The organism is Microbacterium sp., from assembly GCF_035556355.1.
Taxonomy (GTDB): domain Bacteria; phylum Actinomycetota; class Actinomycetes; order Actinomycetales; family Microbacteriaceae; genus Microbacterium.
Map to the genome: position 1 here is coordinate 197,262 of NZ_DATMFG010000024.1, position 16,735 is coordinate 213,996.

The following is a 16,735-nucleotide window of genomic DNA, read 5'->3' on the forward strand; positions in this document are numbered from 1 at the left end:
GGAGCGTCCCCGGTCTCCACCTGTAGAGGTTTCCATCGTGCGCTTCCGCCCCATCGCCGCTCTTTCCGCCGCCGCCGTGACGGCCGTCCTGCTCGCCGGCTGCGCGAGCGGGAACGACCCTGAGACGGAGTCGTCGCCCGAACCGACGATCGCCGACCTCTGCTCGGCCGCCGTCGACCCGGGCGCTGCGTCGGACGCGGTCACCGTCGAGGGCGAGGTCGGCGAGGCGTCGACGGCGACCTTCACCGCGCCGCTCGAGATCGACGAGCTCCAGGCGACCGTGATCGAGGAGGGCTCGGGCGACCCGGTCGAGTCCGGCGACCTCGTGTCGTACGCGCTCAGCGCGTTCAGCGCCGAGACGGGCGAGGAGCTCGGCACCGCCGGCTACAGCGACGCGCCGCTGCTTCCCGCCCAGATCTCGCCCGACAATCCGATCGGCCAGATCCTCGGCTGCGCCGCGCCCGGCACCCGAGTGGTCGCCACCTTCCCGGCGAGCGACACGAACCCGGGCGAGGTCTACATCTTCGACCTGCTCTCGGTGGTGCCCGACCACGCGACCGGTGAGGACCAGGACGCGGTCGAGGGCATGCCCACGGTCGAGCTCGACTCCGACAACGTCCCGACCGTGACGCTTCCCGAGGGCGACATCCCCACCGAGTTCCAGAAGGCGACCCTCAAGAAGGGCGACGGCGAGGTCGTCGAGACCGGCGACGCCGTGATGGTGCAGTACCACGGCGTCTCGTGGAACTCGGGCGAGGTCTTCGACCAGAGCTGGGGCGCGCAGCCGTTCAGCTTCACGGCCGGCAGCGGCGTCGTCCAGGGCTTCACCGACGCGGTGGTCGGCGAGACCGTCGGCTCGCAGGTGATCGCGGTGCTTCCGCCGTCGGTCGCGTACGGCGAGGGCGAGATCAACGACAGCGACCTCACGGGCCAGACGCTGGTCTTCGTGGTCGACATCCTCGCCGCGCAGCCGCAGATCACCCAGTGACCGACTGAGTACGCTGGGCGGATGCGCCGCGTCATCGTCCTCGGTTCGACCGGATCCATCGGCACCCAGGCGCTCGACGTCATCCGCGCGAATCCGCGCCGCTTCGAAGTGGTCGGCCTCGCCGCGGGGACGGATGCGGCGACCCTCGCCGCCCAGGCGGAGGAGTTCGACGTCGAGCACACAGCGCTCGGCGCCGTCGAGGCCGAGCAGCTCGTCCGCGATGTCGAGGCCGACGTCGTGCTCAACGGGATCACCGGCTCGGTCGGACTCGGCCCGACCCTTGCGGCCCTCGAGCGCGGCCGCACGCTCGCGCTCGCGAACAAGGAGTCGCTCATCGTGGGGGGCGACCTCGTCACCGCGATCGCCGCGCCGGGGCAGATCGTGCCCGTCGACTCCGAGCACTCCGCGATCGCGCAGGCGCTGCGCGCGGGAGACCGCGAAGAGGTGCGCCGACTGGTGCTCACGGCGTCGGGCGGACCGTTCCGCGGCCGCTCACGCGCGTCTCTCGCCGACGTCACACCCGCGCAGGCGCTCGCGCACCCGACGTGGGACATGGGCCGTGTCGTGACGACGAACTCGGCGACCCTCGTCAACAAAGGGCTCGAGGTCATCGAGGCGCATCTGCTGTTCGACGTGCCGTACGAGGACATCGAGGTCGTGGTGCATCCGCAGTCGATCGTGCACTCGATGGTCGAGTTCGTCGACGGGTCGACGATCGCGCAGGCGTCGCCGCCCGACATGCGGCTGCCGATCTCGCTCGGGCTCGACTGGCCGCACCGCATCGGCGGCGTCGGGAAGCCGCTGGACTGGACCGTCGCGTCGTCGTGGACGTTCGAACCGCTCGATCACGCCGCCTTCCCCGCGGTGCGTCTGGCCAAGAGCGTCGGGCGTGCGGGCGGCACGTTCCCCGCGGTGTTCAACGCGGCGAACGAGCAGGCGGTCGACGCGTTCCACGAGGGGCGCATCGGGTTCCTGGGCATCGTCGACACGGTTCAGCGCGTCGTCGACAAGCACGAGGCTCCGTCATCCCTCACGCGTGAGTCGCTCGCCGAGGCGGAACGCTGGGCGCGAGAGACCGCGGACCGCGTGATCGCGGCATCCGCCCGCTGATCCGGCCGTCAGCGCCAGTCGCGCGTCGGGTCGGAGAGGGGCGTCTCGTCGGCCGGGTAGGGCACGGGCCAGTGCGGCTCGGGCACGGGCCATCCCGCATCGCGCAGCGCCCGGCGGGCGAGCTCGCGCGCGGAGTACGGCGTGCGTGCGCCGCGGATGTCGCGATAGTCCTGGTGCCCGGGGCCGGCCCACAGGATCGCGTCGCCCTCGCCGACGAGCTTGACGGCCTCGATGATGGCGCGCTCCGGCGGCGAGTACTCGTGGATCTCGGCATCCGGCTTCGCGCGCCGCGCGCCCTCGATGAGTGTCGCGCGGATCGAATCGGGGTTCTCGAAGCGCGGGTGGTGGTCGGTGATCACGAGGATGTCGCTGCCCTCGGCGGCGGTGCGGCCCATGTCGTGGCGCTTCGTCGCATCGCGGTCGCCGTCGGCGCCGACGAGCATGAGGACTCTGCCCGGCGTCACGCGCCGCACCGCGGCGAGCGTCTTCTCGAACGCATCGGGGGAGTGCCCGAAGTCGACGTACACGGCGGGGCCGCGGTCGCCCGAGACGCGCTCGGTGCGGCCGGGGAGGTAGGCGTCGATGCGCCCGTCGCGCTCGAGCGCCGCCACGAGGTCGTCCCACGCGTAGCCCGCTTCGAGGATCATCGCGATCGCGAGACCGGCGTTCGCGGCCATGTGCCGGCCGATCGTCGGCACGATGCTCGTCAGGGTGCGGCCGTCCTTCGCCGAGAGACGGAACTCCGTCCCGGTCTGGCGTTCCTCGAGGATGTCGACGACCCAGTCCGCCGCCGCCGCCTCTTCAGGCTCGGCGGCGATCTCCGGCGTGCCGACGGTGACGAACGGCACTTCGCACATCGCGACGACGTCGCGCCCGGCCGCCGAGTCGAGCGAGATGACCGCGCGACGCGACCGGTCGGCGCGGAACATCGGCAGCTTCGCCTCGAAGTACTCGCGCATGTCGGCGTAATCGTCGAGGTGGTCGTGGCTGAGGTTCGTGAACGCCGCGATGTCGAACACCATGCCGTCGACGCGGTGACGGCTGAGCGCCTGCGCGCTCACCTCTACGGCGACCGCCTGGACGCCGCGCTCGCGCATGAGGGCGAGGAGGGCGTGGAATTCGGACGCCTCGGGCGTCGTGAGTCGAGAGACGATGACCTGCCCCGCGATGTGCCGCTCAGCGGTCGACGAGAGTCCCGTCACGACCCCGAGCTGCCCGAGGATGCCCTCGAGGATGTGCGAGACGCTCGTCTTGCCGTTCGTCCCCGTGGTGCCGAACAGCAGCGGCAGGTCGTCGCCGGGGCCCGTCCCGTACACCCACGCCGACAGATCGCCCAACAGCGCACGGGGGTTGTCGACGACGAGCACGGGAACTCCGGCGTCGGCGGCGAGGTCGGCGCCCGCGGCATCCGTCACGATCGCGACCGCGCCCTTCTGGGCGGCGTCGCGAGCGAACTCGGCGCCGTGGCGGTTCGCGCCCTGGATCGCCACGAACGCCTCGCCCGGCCGCAGGTCGGCGGTCGCGAGAGTGATGCCCGACAGGGTGCGGCCGGTGAGGTCGCCGCGGACATCGCGGGCGAAACGGCGCGCGAGCTCGTCGAGGGGGCGGACGGGCGGATGCTCCGGCCGAAGCACAGGGGGAAGATTGCCGGCGGGCGCGGCGACGGGTTCTGTCGGCATGGCGCCAACCATCTTGTCAGACCAGCCCGGGAGCGGCCTCCACCCGGTCGTTGAGCGAGCGAGCGAGCGCAGCGAGCGGGACGAACGCCCGCCCGCCCGACGACCGAGTGCCTACGCCCTCCGGCGCGTGCGCGCGAGGGCCACGAGCGACACCGCGAGCGCCGCGATGCCGACCGCGAGTCCCGCTGCGCCGAGGATCGCAGGCGCGGCGCCCGTCGCCTGTGCTGCGGTCGTGGCATCCGTGTCATCCGCCGCAGCGGCGTCGGAACCATGACCCGCGCTGTGTGCTTCGACAGCATCGGCGCCTGCGACCGTCACAAGGGGCGCGGGCGCGTCGAGGGAGTGCGGGTCGACGCCGTCCTCGGCCACCTCGGCCCATGCGACCTCGCCCTGCTCGCATTCCTGGGTGACCGGGAAGGCGAGGGTCTCACCGGCGGTGTCTTCGGCGAACCCGACGCTCAGTTCGATCGCGGCGCGGTATCCGGACGGGACGGGGGCATCGGCGGTGTAGGTCACGTACTCGACGAGGCCGTCGTGGTCGGTGCCGCCGCGCTCGACGTCGATGGTCCAACCGGGGGTGATCGTCGGGGTGACCGACGTGATCCCGTCGGGGATCTCGATTCGGAGCGCGGTCGTGGGGGAGCCGTCGCAGCCGTGGCTGAACGCGAACGTCAGCACACCCGAACGTCCGGCGGTCGCCGAGTCGGGCGTCACGGTGACGTGCGCCGACGCGGCGAGGGGCGTGGCGACGGCGAGGGCGATGCCGGCGGCCGCGCCCACGAGCGGGAAGGTGAGTCGGTGTGCGCGCGAGCGCGCGGGGGTGTGTTCGGTCATGTTCTCGTCTCCGGTCGGGCGCGCGGGAGCGGGCGCGCCGAGTGGATGCCCTGGCGGGCGTCGCGGCGCACGGCGATGCCGCCGCCGCACCGCGCGGAGCATCGGGCTCGGCGCGGTCAGTGCGACAGCGAGACGAGGGGAGGGCCGCGCCGGGAGATGTCTGCCGCGAAACGGCGGAGGACGGCGGCGGCGTTCTCGATACCCCGAGGGCGCGGGACGGCGACGACGGCGAGCGGGACGAGCGAGACGTGTCGCTCGACGAGTTCGCGGATGCCGCGCGCGATCGTGCGCAGCATCCGCTCGCCCCTCGCAAGGAGTGAGACCGTGATGACGGCTGCGATCGCGTGCGCGGCGAGCATGGGCGCGTCGGGGATGAGCGCCGCGTGGTGGGCGACAGCCATGGTTGCGGGCTGCGTGAGCTGCGGGGCGTGAACGTGCGAGAGGGTCGGCGGCGGCTGTGAGCCCGCCACGGGGAATGTGATCGCGAACGCCGCGTGGAACAGGATCTGGCTCACCGTGGCCGCGAGCGCTAGACGCAGCACGGAGGAGCGCCGGCCGACCAGGGCGATTGCGACGGGTGACGCGAGCACCACGACCGCTGCGAGCAGCAGCGGCGAGCCCGCGCCGCCGCCGGCCAGCGTGTGCGCGGTCGCCGAGACGAGTGTCGCGACGGACGCCGCAGCAGTACCGCGCAGGGTGCGCTGTCGGCGTGCGTCCACATCTCCTCCCGAGTGCCAGCGTAGTCCCGGCGCGCGACCGCGATCGCCCGTTCTCGGAGCGCACTCAGAGCCGGCGCCGCTAACGTTGCCACGTGACCGTCGTCGCCTTCATCATCGGGATCGTCCTGCTCGTCGTGGGGCTCGCGGTGTCGATCGCCTTGCACGAGCTGGGGCATCTCGTGCCCGCCAAGCGCTTCGGCGTGCGCGTCGGCCAGTACATGATCGGATTCGGCCCGACGCTGTGGTCGCGCCGCCGCGGCGAGACGGAGTACGGGTTCAAGGCGATCCCGCTGGGCGGCTACATCTCGATGGCGGGCATGTACCCCCCGTCGCCGAAGGAGGCCCGGGCGGGGCGCGCGGGCGGTGGCTTCTTCGCGACGATGGTGCAGGACGCGCGCGTCGCGAACGATGAGACGCTCGAGGGCGACGACGACCCGCGCGTGTTCTACCGGCTGCCGGTGTGGAAGCGCGTCGTGGTGATGCTCGGCGGTCCGGTCATGAACCTCCTGTTCGCGATCGTGCTGTTCACGATCCTGCTCTGCGCGATCGGCGTGCAGACGGCGACCACGACGGTGCAGAGCGTGAGCGAGTGCGTGATCCCTCCCACCGAGCAGCGCACCGAGTGCACCGCCGACGACCCCGCGGCGCCGGCCGTGGAGGCCGGTCTGCGTGCAGGTGACACGCTCGTGTCGGTCGACGGGGTCGAGGTCGCGACGTTCGCCGAGGCATCCGCGATCATCCGCGAGTCCGCGGGCGAGACCATCCCCGTCGTCGTGGAGCGCGACGGCGAGCAGGTGACGCTGAGCCTCACCCCGGCGACCGTGACGGTCCCAGAGACGGATGCCGCGGGCCGCGCCGTCACCGGACCCGACGGCGAGGCGCAGACGATCGACGTCGGCTACGCCGGCATGCGCGCCGAGGTCGACTACGTGCGGCAGCCCATCTGGGCGGGGGCGACCGCGACGTTCGAGAACGTCGGCGCGGTGGCCGGGGTCATCTGGCGACTGCCTGTCATGGTCTGGGACACGGCAGTCTCGACGATCACGGGTCAGGAGCGCGACCCCAACGGGCCGCTCAGCGTCGTCGGCGCAGGCGTGCTCGCCGGCGAGGTCGCCGCAGCGGACGCACCCGTGCTGAACCGCGTCGCGGGCCTGATCGGGCTGCTCGCGTCGCTCAACGTCGCACTGTTCGTCTTCAACCTCATCCCGCTGCTGCCGCTCGACGGCGGGCACGTCGTGGTCGCGCTGTGGGACGGCCTCAAACGCGCGTGGGCGAAGCTGACCAATCGGCCGCAGCCCAAGCCGGTCGACGCGACGAAGCTCGTGCCGGTGACGTTCGTCGTCGTGATCGCGCTCATCGCCATGGGCGTCGTCCTCATCGTGTCGGATCTCGTGAACCCCATCTCGCTGTTCGGCTGACCCCGCGTGCGGTCACCGCACGCCGACGCGCACACCGCGGCCGACACCGACTGGCTCCACGTGCTCACTCTCCACGATCTGCTCGTCGCCCGCGATCCGTCGCCGATCGTGCGACTCAACCGCACCGTCGCGCTCGCTTCCGCTCGCTCGACGGATTCCACCTGTGACACGCGGTGCGGGGTCGACTGCTGCGAGACCTCGGGCGCACGGCCGAGGCGGACCTCGCCGATTCGCGCGCCCGCGACCTCACCGCGAACGAGGCGGAGCGGCGGCTGCTCGCCGCGCGCATCGCGGGCGAGCAGTGGGACTCAGGCGTCGACCGGAGTGAGCGCGTGCTCGACGAGCCGCTGGAGCGTGTGCATGCCGTCGCGCGACAGTATCGACTCGAGGTGGCCCTGCACCGACGCGAACCCCGGTCCACGCAGCGCGTGCACGTCGCCCGACGCGGGGTCGGCCGCGACCTCGGCGTCGCCGACGGTCGTCGTGCCCGGTCGCACGCGCGCGGTGAAGGTGTTGTAGAAGCCGATCGAGGCGGGTTCGCCGAACACGTCGACCGTGCGCTGCAGTCCCTGATGGGGACGATCGAGCGGAGCGAGCTCGATCCCGAGCGAGTCGGCGAGCACCTGGTGGCTCAGGCACACCGCCAGCAGCGGGCGCCCGCTCGCGCGGCGGCGCGCGACGACCTCGCGCATCCGCTTCATGCGCGGGCTCGACGGATCGCGCGGGTCACCGGGGCCGGGGCCCGACACGACGAGGCCTGCTTCGTCGAGCTCCGGGTCGGTGACCTCGCTCCAATGCACGATCCGCACGTCGAGACCGAGGTGACGCAGCTGGTGGGCGAGCATCGTCGTGAAACGGTCCTCCGCGTCGACGACGAGTGCGTCGCGACCGTCGAACGGACCGATCTCCGACGCGTCCTGCGGGTTGAGCCAGAACGGCGCGAGGCGCGCATTGCGCGAGCGCAGCAGCTCCGCGATCGCGGGGTCGTCGGCGAGCCGCCGCGGCTCGGGCGCGGGCTCGTCCTCGTCGATCGCGTCCTCGGCGCGCAGGGCGGCCAGTTCGGCGGCCCGATCGCGGGGGACGGCGCCGATCGCGCCGAGCACGCCGGCCGCCTTGCCGTGGGTCTCGCTGACCTCGCCGTACGGATCGGAGTGGCGCACGAGCGTCGCGCCGACGGGCACGCGCAGGCGTCCGTCGACGAGATACGCCGTGCGGATGAGGATCGGGGCGTCCAGGTCGTGCGTCGGTCCGTCGCCCGCGTCCGCGCCCGCATGGAGGTCGGAGCGCGGTGTGAACAGCGCCGCGACGCCCGAGTAATAGCCGCGCGGCGTGCGTTCGTGGCGTGTGATGACCGTGCACGCGTTCTGCATGGGTGAGCCGGTGACCGTCGGGGCGAACATCGTCTCGCGCAGGATCTCGCGCGGGTCGAGGCGGCTGCGCCCCCGCAGCACGTACTCGGTGTGCGTGAGCCGCGACATCTCCTTGAGGTGGGGCCCGGTGATGCGCCCGCCGTCCGAGCACACGGCGCTCATCATCTTGAGCTCCTCGTCGACGACCATGAAGAGCTCTTCGGTCTCCTTCGTCGAGGTGAGGAACTCGCTGAGCGCCTCGGGCGTCGCACCGCCCGCGGGGTGCCGGAACGTGCCCGAGATCGGATTCATCGTGACGAACCCGTCCTTCGCGCTCACATGCGCCTCGGGGCTCGCGCCGACCGCGACATGCCCCGGCGTCACGACCGCGAAGGTCCAGTACGCACCGCGCTCGTGTTCGAGCAGCGCACGGAACCACGCGAGGGCCGCGAAAGCGGGGTCGGATGCCACACCCGCGGTGAAGTCGCGGCGGATGACGAAGTTCGCGCCCTCGCCGCGGCCGATCTCGTCGGCGATGACCCGCCGCACGATGTCGGCGTAGTCGTCGTCGGAGATGTCGAAGCCCGGGTCGACGAGCGGGATCTGCTCGGCGGGGAGCTGCGCGAGCGCGTCGGCTCGCGGCATCCGCGTGTGCTCCGAGACGATCAGGCACCGCAGCGGCGCGCCGTCGTCGTGGCACTCGAAGCCGCGTTCGCGGACCTGGCGGAACGGCACGAGCGCGAGCACTTCGCGCGGCGCGCCCGACGCGTCTTCGAGCGGGATGTCGCCGAGCAGCTCGACGTCGACGACATCGCCGGCGAGCACTTCGACGGTCGCGTCGTCGCGCGCGATGAGGGCGAACGGGCGGCCGCTCTCGGCGAGCTCGCGGAGGGAGAGGGGTGCGGTCCCGGTCATCGTGTGTCTCTCGTCGGGGGCGGCTTCCCCACGAAGAAGACCGCCCGGGGGCGGTCTGTCGTCGCTCGAACGCACCGCCTAGAAGGCGGCCCACCAGGTGCGGTTCGCGAGCATGCGCCGAACCTACCACACGACCGGCCCGGCGCCGCGGCCCGCCGTCACACGGGGGTGGGTTCGAGCGCGGCTCTTCGCGAACACGGTCGCGGCGTCCCCCCGACGTGCACGATACTGGCCCCGCGGCCTCGTCGTGCACCATGTGCGGAAGGCGGAGCGGACGGAACACGGGCACTCGGGTGGGAAGATTTCGGGCGGCCTCGCGTTCTATGACAGCATCGCGTTCGACGAGCCGTGGAACCAAGCCCCGCCGCGCGCATCCGACATCGGCGAGGAGAACTCGCGAATCGAACCCGGACAGCAGGGAGCCGGATGACCCAGCCGCTGACGACGATCGACCAATCGGACAACTCTCGGGGCTCGCGGGAGCGCCGGCATCCGTCCATCGCCGAGAAGATCCAGGCGATGGGGGAGAACCGCATCGGCGCACTCCTGCTGTTGATCGCCACCGTCGTCGCCATCCTGTGGGCGAACCTGTCGCATGAGACCTACGATGCCCTGTGGGAGACGCAGCTCACCGTCGGCGTCGGCGACATCACGCTCGACTTCACGCTGCACGCGCTCGTCAATGACGCGCTCATGGCGATCTTCTTCTTCACCGTCGGGCTCGAGGTGAGGCGGGAGTTCGCGATCGGCGAGCTCACGAGCTGGTCACGGGCGCTCGTGCCGGTCGTCGCCGCGATCGCCGGCCTCGTCGTGCCGGCGATCATCTTCCTGCTGATCGCCAACGGCACCGGGCAGGAGCACGCGTGGGGAGTCGTGATCTCGACCGACACGGCGTTCCTCGTCGGAGCGCTCGCGATCATCGGCCCCCGTGCGTCTGGTCGCCTCCGCGTGTTCCTGCTCGCGCTCGCGGTCGTCGACGACATCGGCGCGCTCAGCATCATCGCGCTCTTCTACACGGAGTCGTTCACTCCGCTGCCGCTCATCATCGCGGCCGTCGGGCTGGTCGGCGTGTACTTCACGCGGTACGTGCCGCGCGGGCGCGGACCGATCTACGCGACGCTGTCGATCATCGTGTGGCTCGCTTTCCTCGCATCCGGCGTGCACCCGACCCTCGCCGGAGTGGCGATCGCGCTCCTCGTGCCCGTCTACCGCCCCAACCGGCGCGACGTCGAGCACGCGCTCGAGCTCGCACGGACGTTCCGCCAGTCGCCCAACAGCGAGTACGCCCGGCAGGCCGCGAACAGCCTGCGCGAATCCATCTCGATCAACGAGCGCCTCCAGTCGGCATACGCACCGTACGTCGCGTACGTGATCCTTCCGCTGTTCGCGCTCGCGAACGCGGGTGTGGTGGTGAGCCCCGACATCCTGGGCGCGGCGATGACCTCGCCACTCACATGGGCGATCGTGGCGGGGCTGGTCATCGGCAAGTTCGTCGGCGTCCTGGGCTCGGTGGCGGTGCTGCGGATGTTGCGCATCGGCGACCTCGGTCCGGGTCTCACGCTCGATCGGCTCGCCGGTGGCGCCGCGCTGTGCGGCATCGGGTTCACGATCTCGCTGTTCATCATCGAGCTCGCGATCGACGACGACCTGGCGCAGAACGAGGCGCGCGTGGGCGTTCTCGTGGGATCCGTCATCGCCTTCATCCTCGCGACGATCCTGTTCCGCGTCTCGGACGCCCGCCACCCTGAGGAGGAAGCCGGCATGACGCTGGCACGGCCGGTCGACCCGAAGCGCGATCACGTGTGGGGTCCGGTCGACGCCCCGCTCACGATCGTCGAGTACGGCGACTACCAGTGCCCGTTCTGCTCCAAGGCATCCGGCGCGATCGAGGAGGTCGTGCGCGAGCTCAACGGCCGCCTGCGCTACGTGTGGCGGCACGCGCCGCTCGAACGCGTGCATCCCAACGCGGTCGCGGACGCCGAGGCCGTCGAGGCGGCGGCTCTGCAGGGCAAGCGCACCGAGTTCGCCAAGAGCCTCTTCGCCGACCAGGACCACCAGATGCCGTCCGACATCCTGCGCCGCGCGGAAGAGCTCGGGCTCGACGTCGACAAGTTCGAGAGGGATCTCCGCTCGCCCGAGGTGACCGCACGCGTGCGCGACGACATGCTCGACGCGGAGGCGATGGACATCACGTCCGTGCCGACGTTCTTCATCAACGGCAAGCGGCACACGGGGCCGTACGACGCCCAGTCGCTCATCCGCGCGCTGCTCGCGACGGCGCCCGACCAGGACGAGGCGCGCGCTGCCCAGCCCGAGCAGACGGCCGCAGGGGAGCGGCAAGAGGCCGCAGAGGAGCACTGAGCGCGGCATCCGCTCTCATCTCATCGCCAGCCTCGGCCCACCCGCGCGGCGTAGGCTGGGAAGCGTGCCAGCAGTGAATCTCGGGATGCCTCGCGTGCCGGAAGTCCTCGCTCCCCGACGCAAGAGCCGTCAGATCAAGGTCGGCAAGGTGCTCGTGGGCGGCGACGCTCCCATCAGCGTCCAATCGATGACGACGACGCCGACGACGAACATCAACGCGACGCTGCAGCAGATCGCAGAGCTCACCGCCTCGGGCTGCGAGATCGTGCGCGTCGCCGTCCCGTCGCAGGACGACGCCGACGTGCTGCACATCATCGCGGCGAAGAGCCAGATCCCGGTGATCGCCGACATCCACTTCCAGCCGAAGTACGTCTTCCAGGCGATCGATGCCGGATGCGCCGCGGTGCGCGTCAACCCCGGCAACATCCGCCAGTTCGACGACAAGGTCGGTGAGATCGCGAAGGCCGCGCAGGCCGCCGGCGTCTCGCTGCGCATCGGAGTGAACGCCGGATCGCTCGACAAGCGCCTCCTCGAGAAGTACGGCAAGGCGACCCCCGAGGCCCTCGTCGAGAGCGCCGTGTGGGAGGCGTCGCTCTTCGAGGAGCACGACTTCCACGATTTCAAGATCTCGGTCAAGCACAACGACCCGGTCGTGATGGTCAAGGCGTACCGGATGCTCGCAGAGCGAGGCGACTGGCCGCTGCACCTCGGCGTGACCGAGGCGGGCCCCGCGTTCCAGGGCACGATCAAGTCCGCGACTGCGTTCGGCATCCTCCTCTCGGAGGGCATCGGCGACACGATCCGCGTCTCGCTGTCGGCCCCGCCGGCGGAGGAGGTCAAGGTCGGACACCAGATCCTCCAGTCGCTCAACCTGCGCGAGCGCAAGCTCGAGATCGTGTCGTGCCCGTCGTGCGGCCGTGCGCAGGTCGACGTCTACACGCTCGCCGACTCGGTCACCGAGGGCCTGAAGGACATGACGGTGCCCCTCCGCGTCGCCGTCATGGGCTGCGTCGTCAACGGACCGGGCGAGGCGCGCGAGGCCGACCTCGGCGTCGCATCGGGCAACGGCAAGGGTCAGATCTTCGTGAAGGGTCAGGTCATCAAGACGGTGCCCGAGTCCGAGATCGTGGCCACCCTCATCGAGGAGGCGAACCGCATCGCCGACGAGATGGGTCCGGATGCGCCGCTCGGCACCGCGCAGGTCGTGACGGCCTGAGCAGCTGAGCTCAGCCGAGCCGCGGCAGGAGCTGGATGCCGACGGCGCTCGCAATGCAGCGCCGGCGCCGGTTGCTCGTGAGCTGGGCGACCCAGTCGTGGGCGCCGAGGTCGATCCAGTCGCACGGCGTTCCCGTGCGGTCGTGGACGATGAGCTTCACGCGCAGACCGCCGTAGTACGCGGACTCGAGAGGAGCGTGCTCGATGCCGAGATCCGGATGCGCGGCCGACAGCGCCGACGAGAGGCGATCGGCGATCGCCGGAAGCCGATCATCCGCGAAGATCTTCGCAATCGGATCCCGCCACTGAAGGCCGAACCGCTCGGAAGCCGCCGTGAGGATGCGCAGGTGGATGCCGAGCTGCGCGACGACCGCGTCGACCTCGAAGCCGTCGTCGGGCCGGCTCGGCCCGGCGTCGAGGAGTGAGAAGAGCCGGAAGTGGCGTGTGAAGCCCACGCCGGGAGGCACGGACTGTATGCGCAGCACCTGGTGGGCCGTGCACAGGCGCACGTGCCCCGCGGGGTCGTCACGCAGCCGCCGGGCCGCTTCGAGCGCGAGCACGTTCGTCGGATCGGACACGACCTCGTTCGGGCGGATCGTGGTGAGGATGCGATCCTGCGACATCGGTGCGACGACCGAGCTCGTCCCCAGCGGGGCGACCGGAGACAGGAGCAGCGCCTCGTACTCCGGTGCCGATTCGAGCGCGAGCGCGTCGTACGCCGTCGCCGTGCGCTGGTCCGTTGCCGACGGGCGGACGGTCGCGTCGTCGATCCACTGCCGTACGAGGTCGGTCGGCCGCCGCGCGGCGGCATCCTCCCGAGCGAGGGCGAGCAGCTCGCCGCGGCGGTCGCTCGGTGAAGGGCGACGGCGGCGTCGCATCCGTTCCATCGGCCCATACTGTCAGGCGGCCGCCGTCCTGGGCCGGGTGGCTCGTGGCATGATCCGGGCATGCCTCTCGAACGGATCGCCCTCATCTCCGACGTTCACGGCAACCTGACGGCTCTCGAAGCGGTGCTCGCCGACATCGCCGCGCGCGGCATCACGCGGATCTTCAACCTCGGCGACAGCGTGGGGAAGGGACCGCGCGGAGCGGAGGTCGTCGACCGCGTCCGCGATGTGTGCGAGGTCAGCATCCGCGGCAATTGGGACGACTTCATCGACCGCCTCGGCGACGACCTGCAGGAGCTGGCGTGGTGGCGCGACGAGCTGTCGCCCGAGCAGCGCGCGTGGCTGGCCGCGCAGCAGCTGAGCCACGACCTCCTCGTCAGCGGGCGCCGCATCCGTCTGTTCCACGCGTCCGCGCAGAGTCCGCACGTGCGCGTGTGGGCGGAACACACCGACGAGGAGTTCGACGGGATGTTCCGCGCGACCGAGATGACCGGCGACGGGCCGGAGCCCACCGTGGTGGGATACGGTGACCTGCACGACACGTACATCCGGTCGCGGCGCGGCCGCACGATCTTCAACGTCGGCAGCGTCGGCAACCCGCTCGACGAGCCGACGCCGAGTTACGCGATCGTCGAGGGTGCGGTCGGCGCCGAGAACCCGGCGCCGCTCAACGTGAGCTTCGTGCGCGTGCCGTACGACGTGGACGCCGAGGTCGCCGTCGCTTTCGAGCGCGGTATGCCGCAGGCGGATGTGTGGGCGGTCGAGCTGCGCACGGGAGTGTACCGCCGGTTCCAGACCCACACGCCCTGAGCCGCGCACCGCACGGATCTCGAACCCGTGTGAACCTTTCCGTCGATGCCGGACACTACACGGTATGGACGATGATGACGCGGCGGTCTGGAGACGGGTCCTCGCGGGCGAGGAGTCGGCGCTCGCGGCTCTCTTCGACCGCCACAGCGCGCGGCTGTTCCGGCACGCGCGCCGTCTGCTGACGGCGCGCGAGGACGCGAAGGACGCGGTCACCATCGCGTTCTTCGAACTGTGGCGCAAGCGCGAGTCGGTTCGGCTCGTCGAGGGCTCACCGCTGCCGTGGTTGCTGAACACCGTGTCGAATTCGGCGCGGAACCTGGAGCGCTCCAGCCGGCGGTACCGCGCCCTCGTCGCCCACACGCCTGCCCGCACGTCGGGCGGAGAGGTCCGCGGCGAGGACGAAAGCGGCGTGCTCGCCGCGCTCCGGCGTCTGCCCGCCCGCGAGCAGAGCGTCGTCGTCCTCACTGTGCTCGAGGGATACCCCGAGCGGGCGGCGGCCGAGACGCTCGGCATCCCCGTCGGAACGGTGAAGTCCCGGTTGGCCCGGGCGAAAGCGAAGCTGCGCGACGAGATGGCGCTGATCGAGAGGGGCTGGGCATGAGCGACGAGCTCACACCCCGCGAACGAGCGGAGATGCGCGACCTGGTGCTGGCCGGCACGCAGCGGATTCATCCGGCAGGGCGACGGCGTTCGCAGCTGATCGCCGGGGCGGTCGCCCTCGTGCTGGTCGGCGGTGTCAGCGGCGGCGCGATCACGACGGCGGCGCTGCTCGGATCGGACGCGACCCCGGCTCCCGTGACGACGCCGACCGACCGCCCGACGCCCACTGAGGAGCCGACCCCGACTCCGACGCCGGAACCCCCGTCGCTCGGTGTGGCGCCGTTCGGCGGGGACTGCGCCAATGCGATCACCGACCCGGAGGCCGACGGGCTGCGCGGCATCGGGATGACACGGTCGGACTACCGCTGGAGGACGGGCGCGAACGACGTGCTGGGCGGGATCGACTGCGTGTGGGTCTCCGACGAGGGATACCTGATCGCCACGCTTCACCTGTACGCCTATCCAGCGGAGGTCGTGCCCGCCGAGTTCGCGACCGCGATGGTCCCGGGCTGCCGGCAGGAGGAGCACGACGATCGCCTGACGTGCACCTCGGTGGGGACCGTCGACGGCCTATGGCTGCTCGTGCAGGCACGGGCGGCTTCCGAGCTGATCTCGGCCGAGAAGGTCCAGGCGCTCTACGACAGCGCTGCCTCGCGCGTCGACGCCCACCCGCGAGCCATGCCCGCGACACGGACCGAGGCGTGGTGGGCACGGCCCGACTGCGCCGCGCTCGTCGAGCGCATCGATCCCGCGGTCTACGGCTACGAGCGCGTGACCCTCCTGGATGATCCCTATGCGACCGATCCTGGGTCAGCGCCGCTGCCGGGCCGGATCCCGTGGCTTCGAGACGCTGCGTTCGCATGCGAACTGCACTTCACGTCGGGCAGTGGCGACTCGAGCACGGGAGAGGTCGTGCGCGTCGACGTCGTGCCGGGCGGCGCCGTGGCCTTCCCGTCGGCCGTCGGGGCGGAGTACGCGCAGACGGTGACCGTCGACGGCGCGGAGGCGGCCGTGATCGTGCCCGGACTCGACCGCTACGAGGGGTCGCCCGATGTCGTCGTCGCGACCGACGGCGTGAACATGCTCATGGTGTCGGGGGATTACATCCGCGATCCGGTGGAGACCATCCCGCTCACGGAGGTGATCTTCGCCCTCATGCGTCCCTGAGCGCCCCGTCGCATGTTCAGTGGATTGCGCCGGCAGACGCCTTGTCGTCGTCGGTGACGTCGAGGCTCGTGCGCACCGCGATCTCGAGGGCGCGCACGATGTCGGCGAGGGGGAGGGTCGGGGCATCCGCTGTGGGCGCGTGCTCTGCGGACCACGGCACGTGGACGAATCCGACGCGGGTCGCGGATGCCGCGACCTCGAGCGCGGTGAAGAACACGTGGTTGCACACGAACGTCCCCGCCGAGTACGAGACCTCGGCGGGGATCCCCTCCTCCGCGATGCGCGAGACGACGGCCTTCACGGGAAGCGTCGCGAATCGCGCGGCCGGTGCACCCTCGACGCTCGGCTCGTCGATCGGGCGGTCGCCTGCGTTGTCGGGGATGCGCGCGTCGATGAGGTTGATCGCGACGCGCTCGACCCCGATCGCGGCGCGACCGCCGGCGAGCCCGCTCGCGATGACGACGTCCGGCCGATGCTCGTCCATCAGCTCGCGCAGGCGCGCCGCCGCCCCGGCGAACGTCACCGGCAGCGTCGCGGTGACGAGCTCCTCGGGCCCGGTCCAGCGGTCGGCGACCAGATGCACCGCCTCGCCGGAGGGGTTCGCGGGGTCGCCGTCGAAGGGCTCGAATCCGGTCAGCAGCACGGTCGTCACGCGTCCAGCGTACGGAGGGGCCGCCGGAGCG

General features: G+C 71.3%; 14 protein-coding genes. 8 read left to right on the forward strand and 6 right to left on the reverse strand.

The window, feature by feature from the left end:
* The first annotated feature begins 37 nt into the window (after window positions 1–37).
* Both VNR19_RS07300 and dxr read left to right on the forward strand, forming a co-directional pair.
* Complete coding sequence (locus VNR19_RS07300) at window positions 38–988, forward strand: FKBP-type peptidyl-prolyl cis-trans isomerase (protein ID WP_325725345.1); 951 nt, start codon at window positions 38–40, stop codon at window positions 986–988.
* 21 nt (window positions 989–1,009) lie between these two features.
* On the forward strand, window positions 1,010–2,098 hold the full coding sequence (dxr, locus tag VNR19_RS07305; RefSeq protein ID WP_325725347.1) for a 1-deoxy-D-xylulose-5-phosphate reductoisomerase: 1,089 nt from the start codon (window positions 1,010–1,012) through the stop codon (window positions 2,096–2,098).
* An 8-nt stretch (window positions 2,099–2,106) separates the two neighbouring features.
* On the opposite strand, the gene VNR19_RS07310 is transcribed toward dxr, so the two are convergent.
* The 3 genes from VNR19_RS07310 to VNR19_RS07320 all read right to left on the reverse strand — a co-directional run bounded on the left by VNR19_RS07310 (window position 2,107) and on the right by VNR19_RS07320 (window position 5,330).
* On the reverse strand, window positions 2,107–3,777 hold the full coding sequence (locus VNR19_RS07310) for a Mur ligase family protein (protein WP_325725349.1): 1,671 nt from the start codon (window positions 3,775–3,777) through the stop codon (window positions 2,107–2,109).
* A gap of 111 nt (window positions 3,778–3,888) precedes the next feature.
* A complete protein-coding gene (locus tag VNR19_RS07315) occupies window positions 3,889–4,611 on the reverse strand; it encodes a YcnI family copper-binding membrane protein (protein WP_325725351.1) in 723 nt (240 codons plus the stop codon).
* Between the two features lie 116 nt (window positions 4,612–4,727).
* A complete protein-coding gene (locus VNR19_RS07320) occupies window positions 4,728–5,330 on the reverse strand; it encodes a hypothetical protein (protein ID WP_325725353.1) in 603 nt (200 codons plus the stop codon).
* A 92-nt stretch (window positions 5,331–5,422) separates the two neighbouring features.
* Here VNR19_RS07320 and VNR19_RS07325 point away from each other — a divergent pair, with 92 nt between their 5' ends.
* The gene (locus VNR19_RS07325; RefSeq protein WP_325725354.1) at window positions 5,423–6,748 is read left to right on the forward strand and encodes a M50 family metallopeptidase; all 1,326 of its coding nucleotides are present in this window, start codon (window positions 5,423–5,425) and stop codon (window positions 6,746–6,748) included.
* 308 nt (window positions 6,749–7,056) lie between these two features.
* Here the strand turns inward: VNR19_RS07325 and VNR19_RS07330 are convergent, their stop codons facing one another.
* A complete protein-coding gene (locus VNR19_RS07330) occupies window positions 7,057–9,012 on the reverse strand; it encodes an anthranilate synthase family protein (protein ID WP_325725356.1) in 1,956 nt (651 codons plus the stop codon).
* A 426-nt stretch (window positions 9,013–9,438) separates the two neighbouring features.
* Between VNR19_RS07330 and nhaA the strand changes: the two genes are divergently transcribed.
* Window positions 9,439–11,373: a Na+/H+ antiporter NhaA gene (nhaA, locus tag VNR19_RS07335; protein WP_325725358.1), complete on the forward strand. Its 1,935-nt coding sequence runs from the start codon at window positions 9,439–9,441 to the stop codon at window positions 11,371–11,373.
* Between the two features lie 85 nt (window positions 11,374–11,458).
* Window positions 11,459–12,589 (forward strand): flavodoxin-dependent (E)-4-hydroxy-3-methylbut-2-enyl-diphosphate synthase, encoded by a 1,131-nt coding sequence (gene ispG, locus VNR19_RS07340; RefSeq protein ID WP_325725431.1) that lies wholly within the window; start codon window positions 11,459–11,461, stop codon window positions 12,587–12,589.
* Between the two features lie 10 nt (window positions 12,590–12,599).
* Here ispG and VNR19_RS07345 read toward each other — a convergent pair whose 3' ends face one another.
* On the reverse strand, window positions 12,600–13,475 hold the full coding sequence (locus VNR19_RS07345) for a hypothetical protein (RefSeq protein ID WP_325725360.1): 876 nt from the start codon (window positions 13,473–13,475) through the stop codon (window positions 12,600–12,602).
* Window positions 13,476–13,535: 60 nt separating this feature from the next.
* Here VNR19_RS07345 and VNR19_RS07350 point away from each other — a divergent pair, with 60 nt between their 5' ends.
* The 3 genes from VNR19_RS07350 to VNR19_RS07360 all read left to right on the forward strand — a co-directional run bounded on the left by VNR19_RS07350 (window position 13,536) and on the right by VNR19_RS07360 (window position 16,052).
* The gene (locus VNR19_RS07350; protein WP_325725362.1) at window positions 13,536–14,285 is read left to right on the forward strand and encodes a metallophosphoesterase family protein; all 750 of its coding nucleotides are present in this window, start codon (window positions 13,536–13,538) and stop codon (window positions 14,283–14,285) included.
* Between the two features lie 64 nt (window positions 14,286–14,349).
* Window positions 14,350–14,886 (forward strand): RNA polymerase sigma factor, encoded by a 537-nt coding sequence (locus VNR19_RS07355; protein ID WP_325725364.1) that lies wholly within the window; start codon window positions 14,350–14,352, stop codon window positions 14,884–14,886.
* A complete protein-coding gene (locus tag VNR19_RS07360) occupies window positions 14,883–16,052 on the forward strand; it encodes a hypothetical protein (RefSeq protein ID WP_325725365.1) in 1,170 nt (389 codons plus the stop codon). Before VNR19_RS07355 ends, VNR19_RS07360 begins: the two co-directional genes overlap by 4 nt.
* A gap of 16 nt (window positions 16,053–16,068) precedes the next feature.
* On the opposite strand, the gene pcp is transcribed toward VNR19_RS07360, so the two are convergent.
* Window positions 16,069–16,704, reverse strand: coding sequence for a pyroglutamyl-peptidase I (gene pcp, locus VNR19_RS07365; RefSeq protein WP_325725366.1), 636 nt, complete (start codon window positions 16,702–16,704; stop codon window positions 16,069–16,071).
* Window positions 16,705–16,735: the final 31 nt, after the last annotated feature.

Bases quoted from the DNA above. Each gene is read 5' to 3' on its own strand.
- dxr (WP_325725347.1), top strand. From the start codon at position 1,010: ATGCGCCGCGTCATCGTCCTCGGTTCGACCGGATCCATCGGCACCCAG.
- VNR19_RS07350 (WP_325725362.1), top strand. From the start codon at position 13,536: ATGCCTCTCGAACGGATCGCCCTCATCTCCGACGTTCACGGCAACCTG.
- VNR19_RS07360 (WP_325725365.1), top strand. From the start codon at position 14,883: ATGAGCGACGAGCTCACACCCCGCGAACGAGCGGAGATGCGCGACCTG.
- nhaA (WP_325725358.1), top strand. From the start codon at position 9,439: ATGACCCAGCCGCTGACGACGATCGACCAATCGGACAACTCTCGGGGC.
- VNR19_RS07330 (WP_325725356.1), bottom strand. From the start codon at position 9,012: ATGACCGGGACCGCACCCCTCTCCCTCCGCGAGCTCGCCGAGAGCGGC.
- ispG (WP_325725431.1), top strand. From the start codon at position 11,459: ATGCCTCGCGTGCCGGAAGTCCTCGCTCCCCGACGCAAGAGCCGTCAG.
- VNR19_RS07315 (WP_325725351.1), bottom strand. From the start codon at position 4,611: ATGACCGAACACACCCCCGCGCGCTCGCGCGCACACCGACTCACCTTC.
- VNR19_RS07345 (WP_325725360.1), bottom strand. From the start codon at position 13,475: ATGGAACGGATGCGACGCCGCCGTCGCCCTTCACCGAGCGACCGCCGC.
- VNR19_RS07310 (WP_325725349.1), bottom strand. From the start codon at position 3,777: ATGCCGACAGAACCCGTCGCCGCGCCCGCCGGCAATCTTCCCCCTGTG.
- VNR19_RS07355 (WP_325725364.1), top strand. From the start codon at position 14,350: ATGGACGATGATGACGCGGCGGTCTGGAGACGGGTCCTCGCGGGCGAG.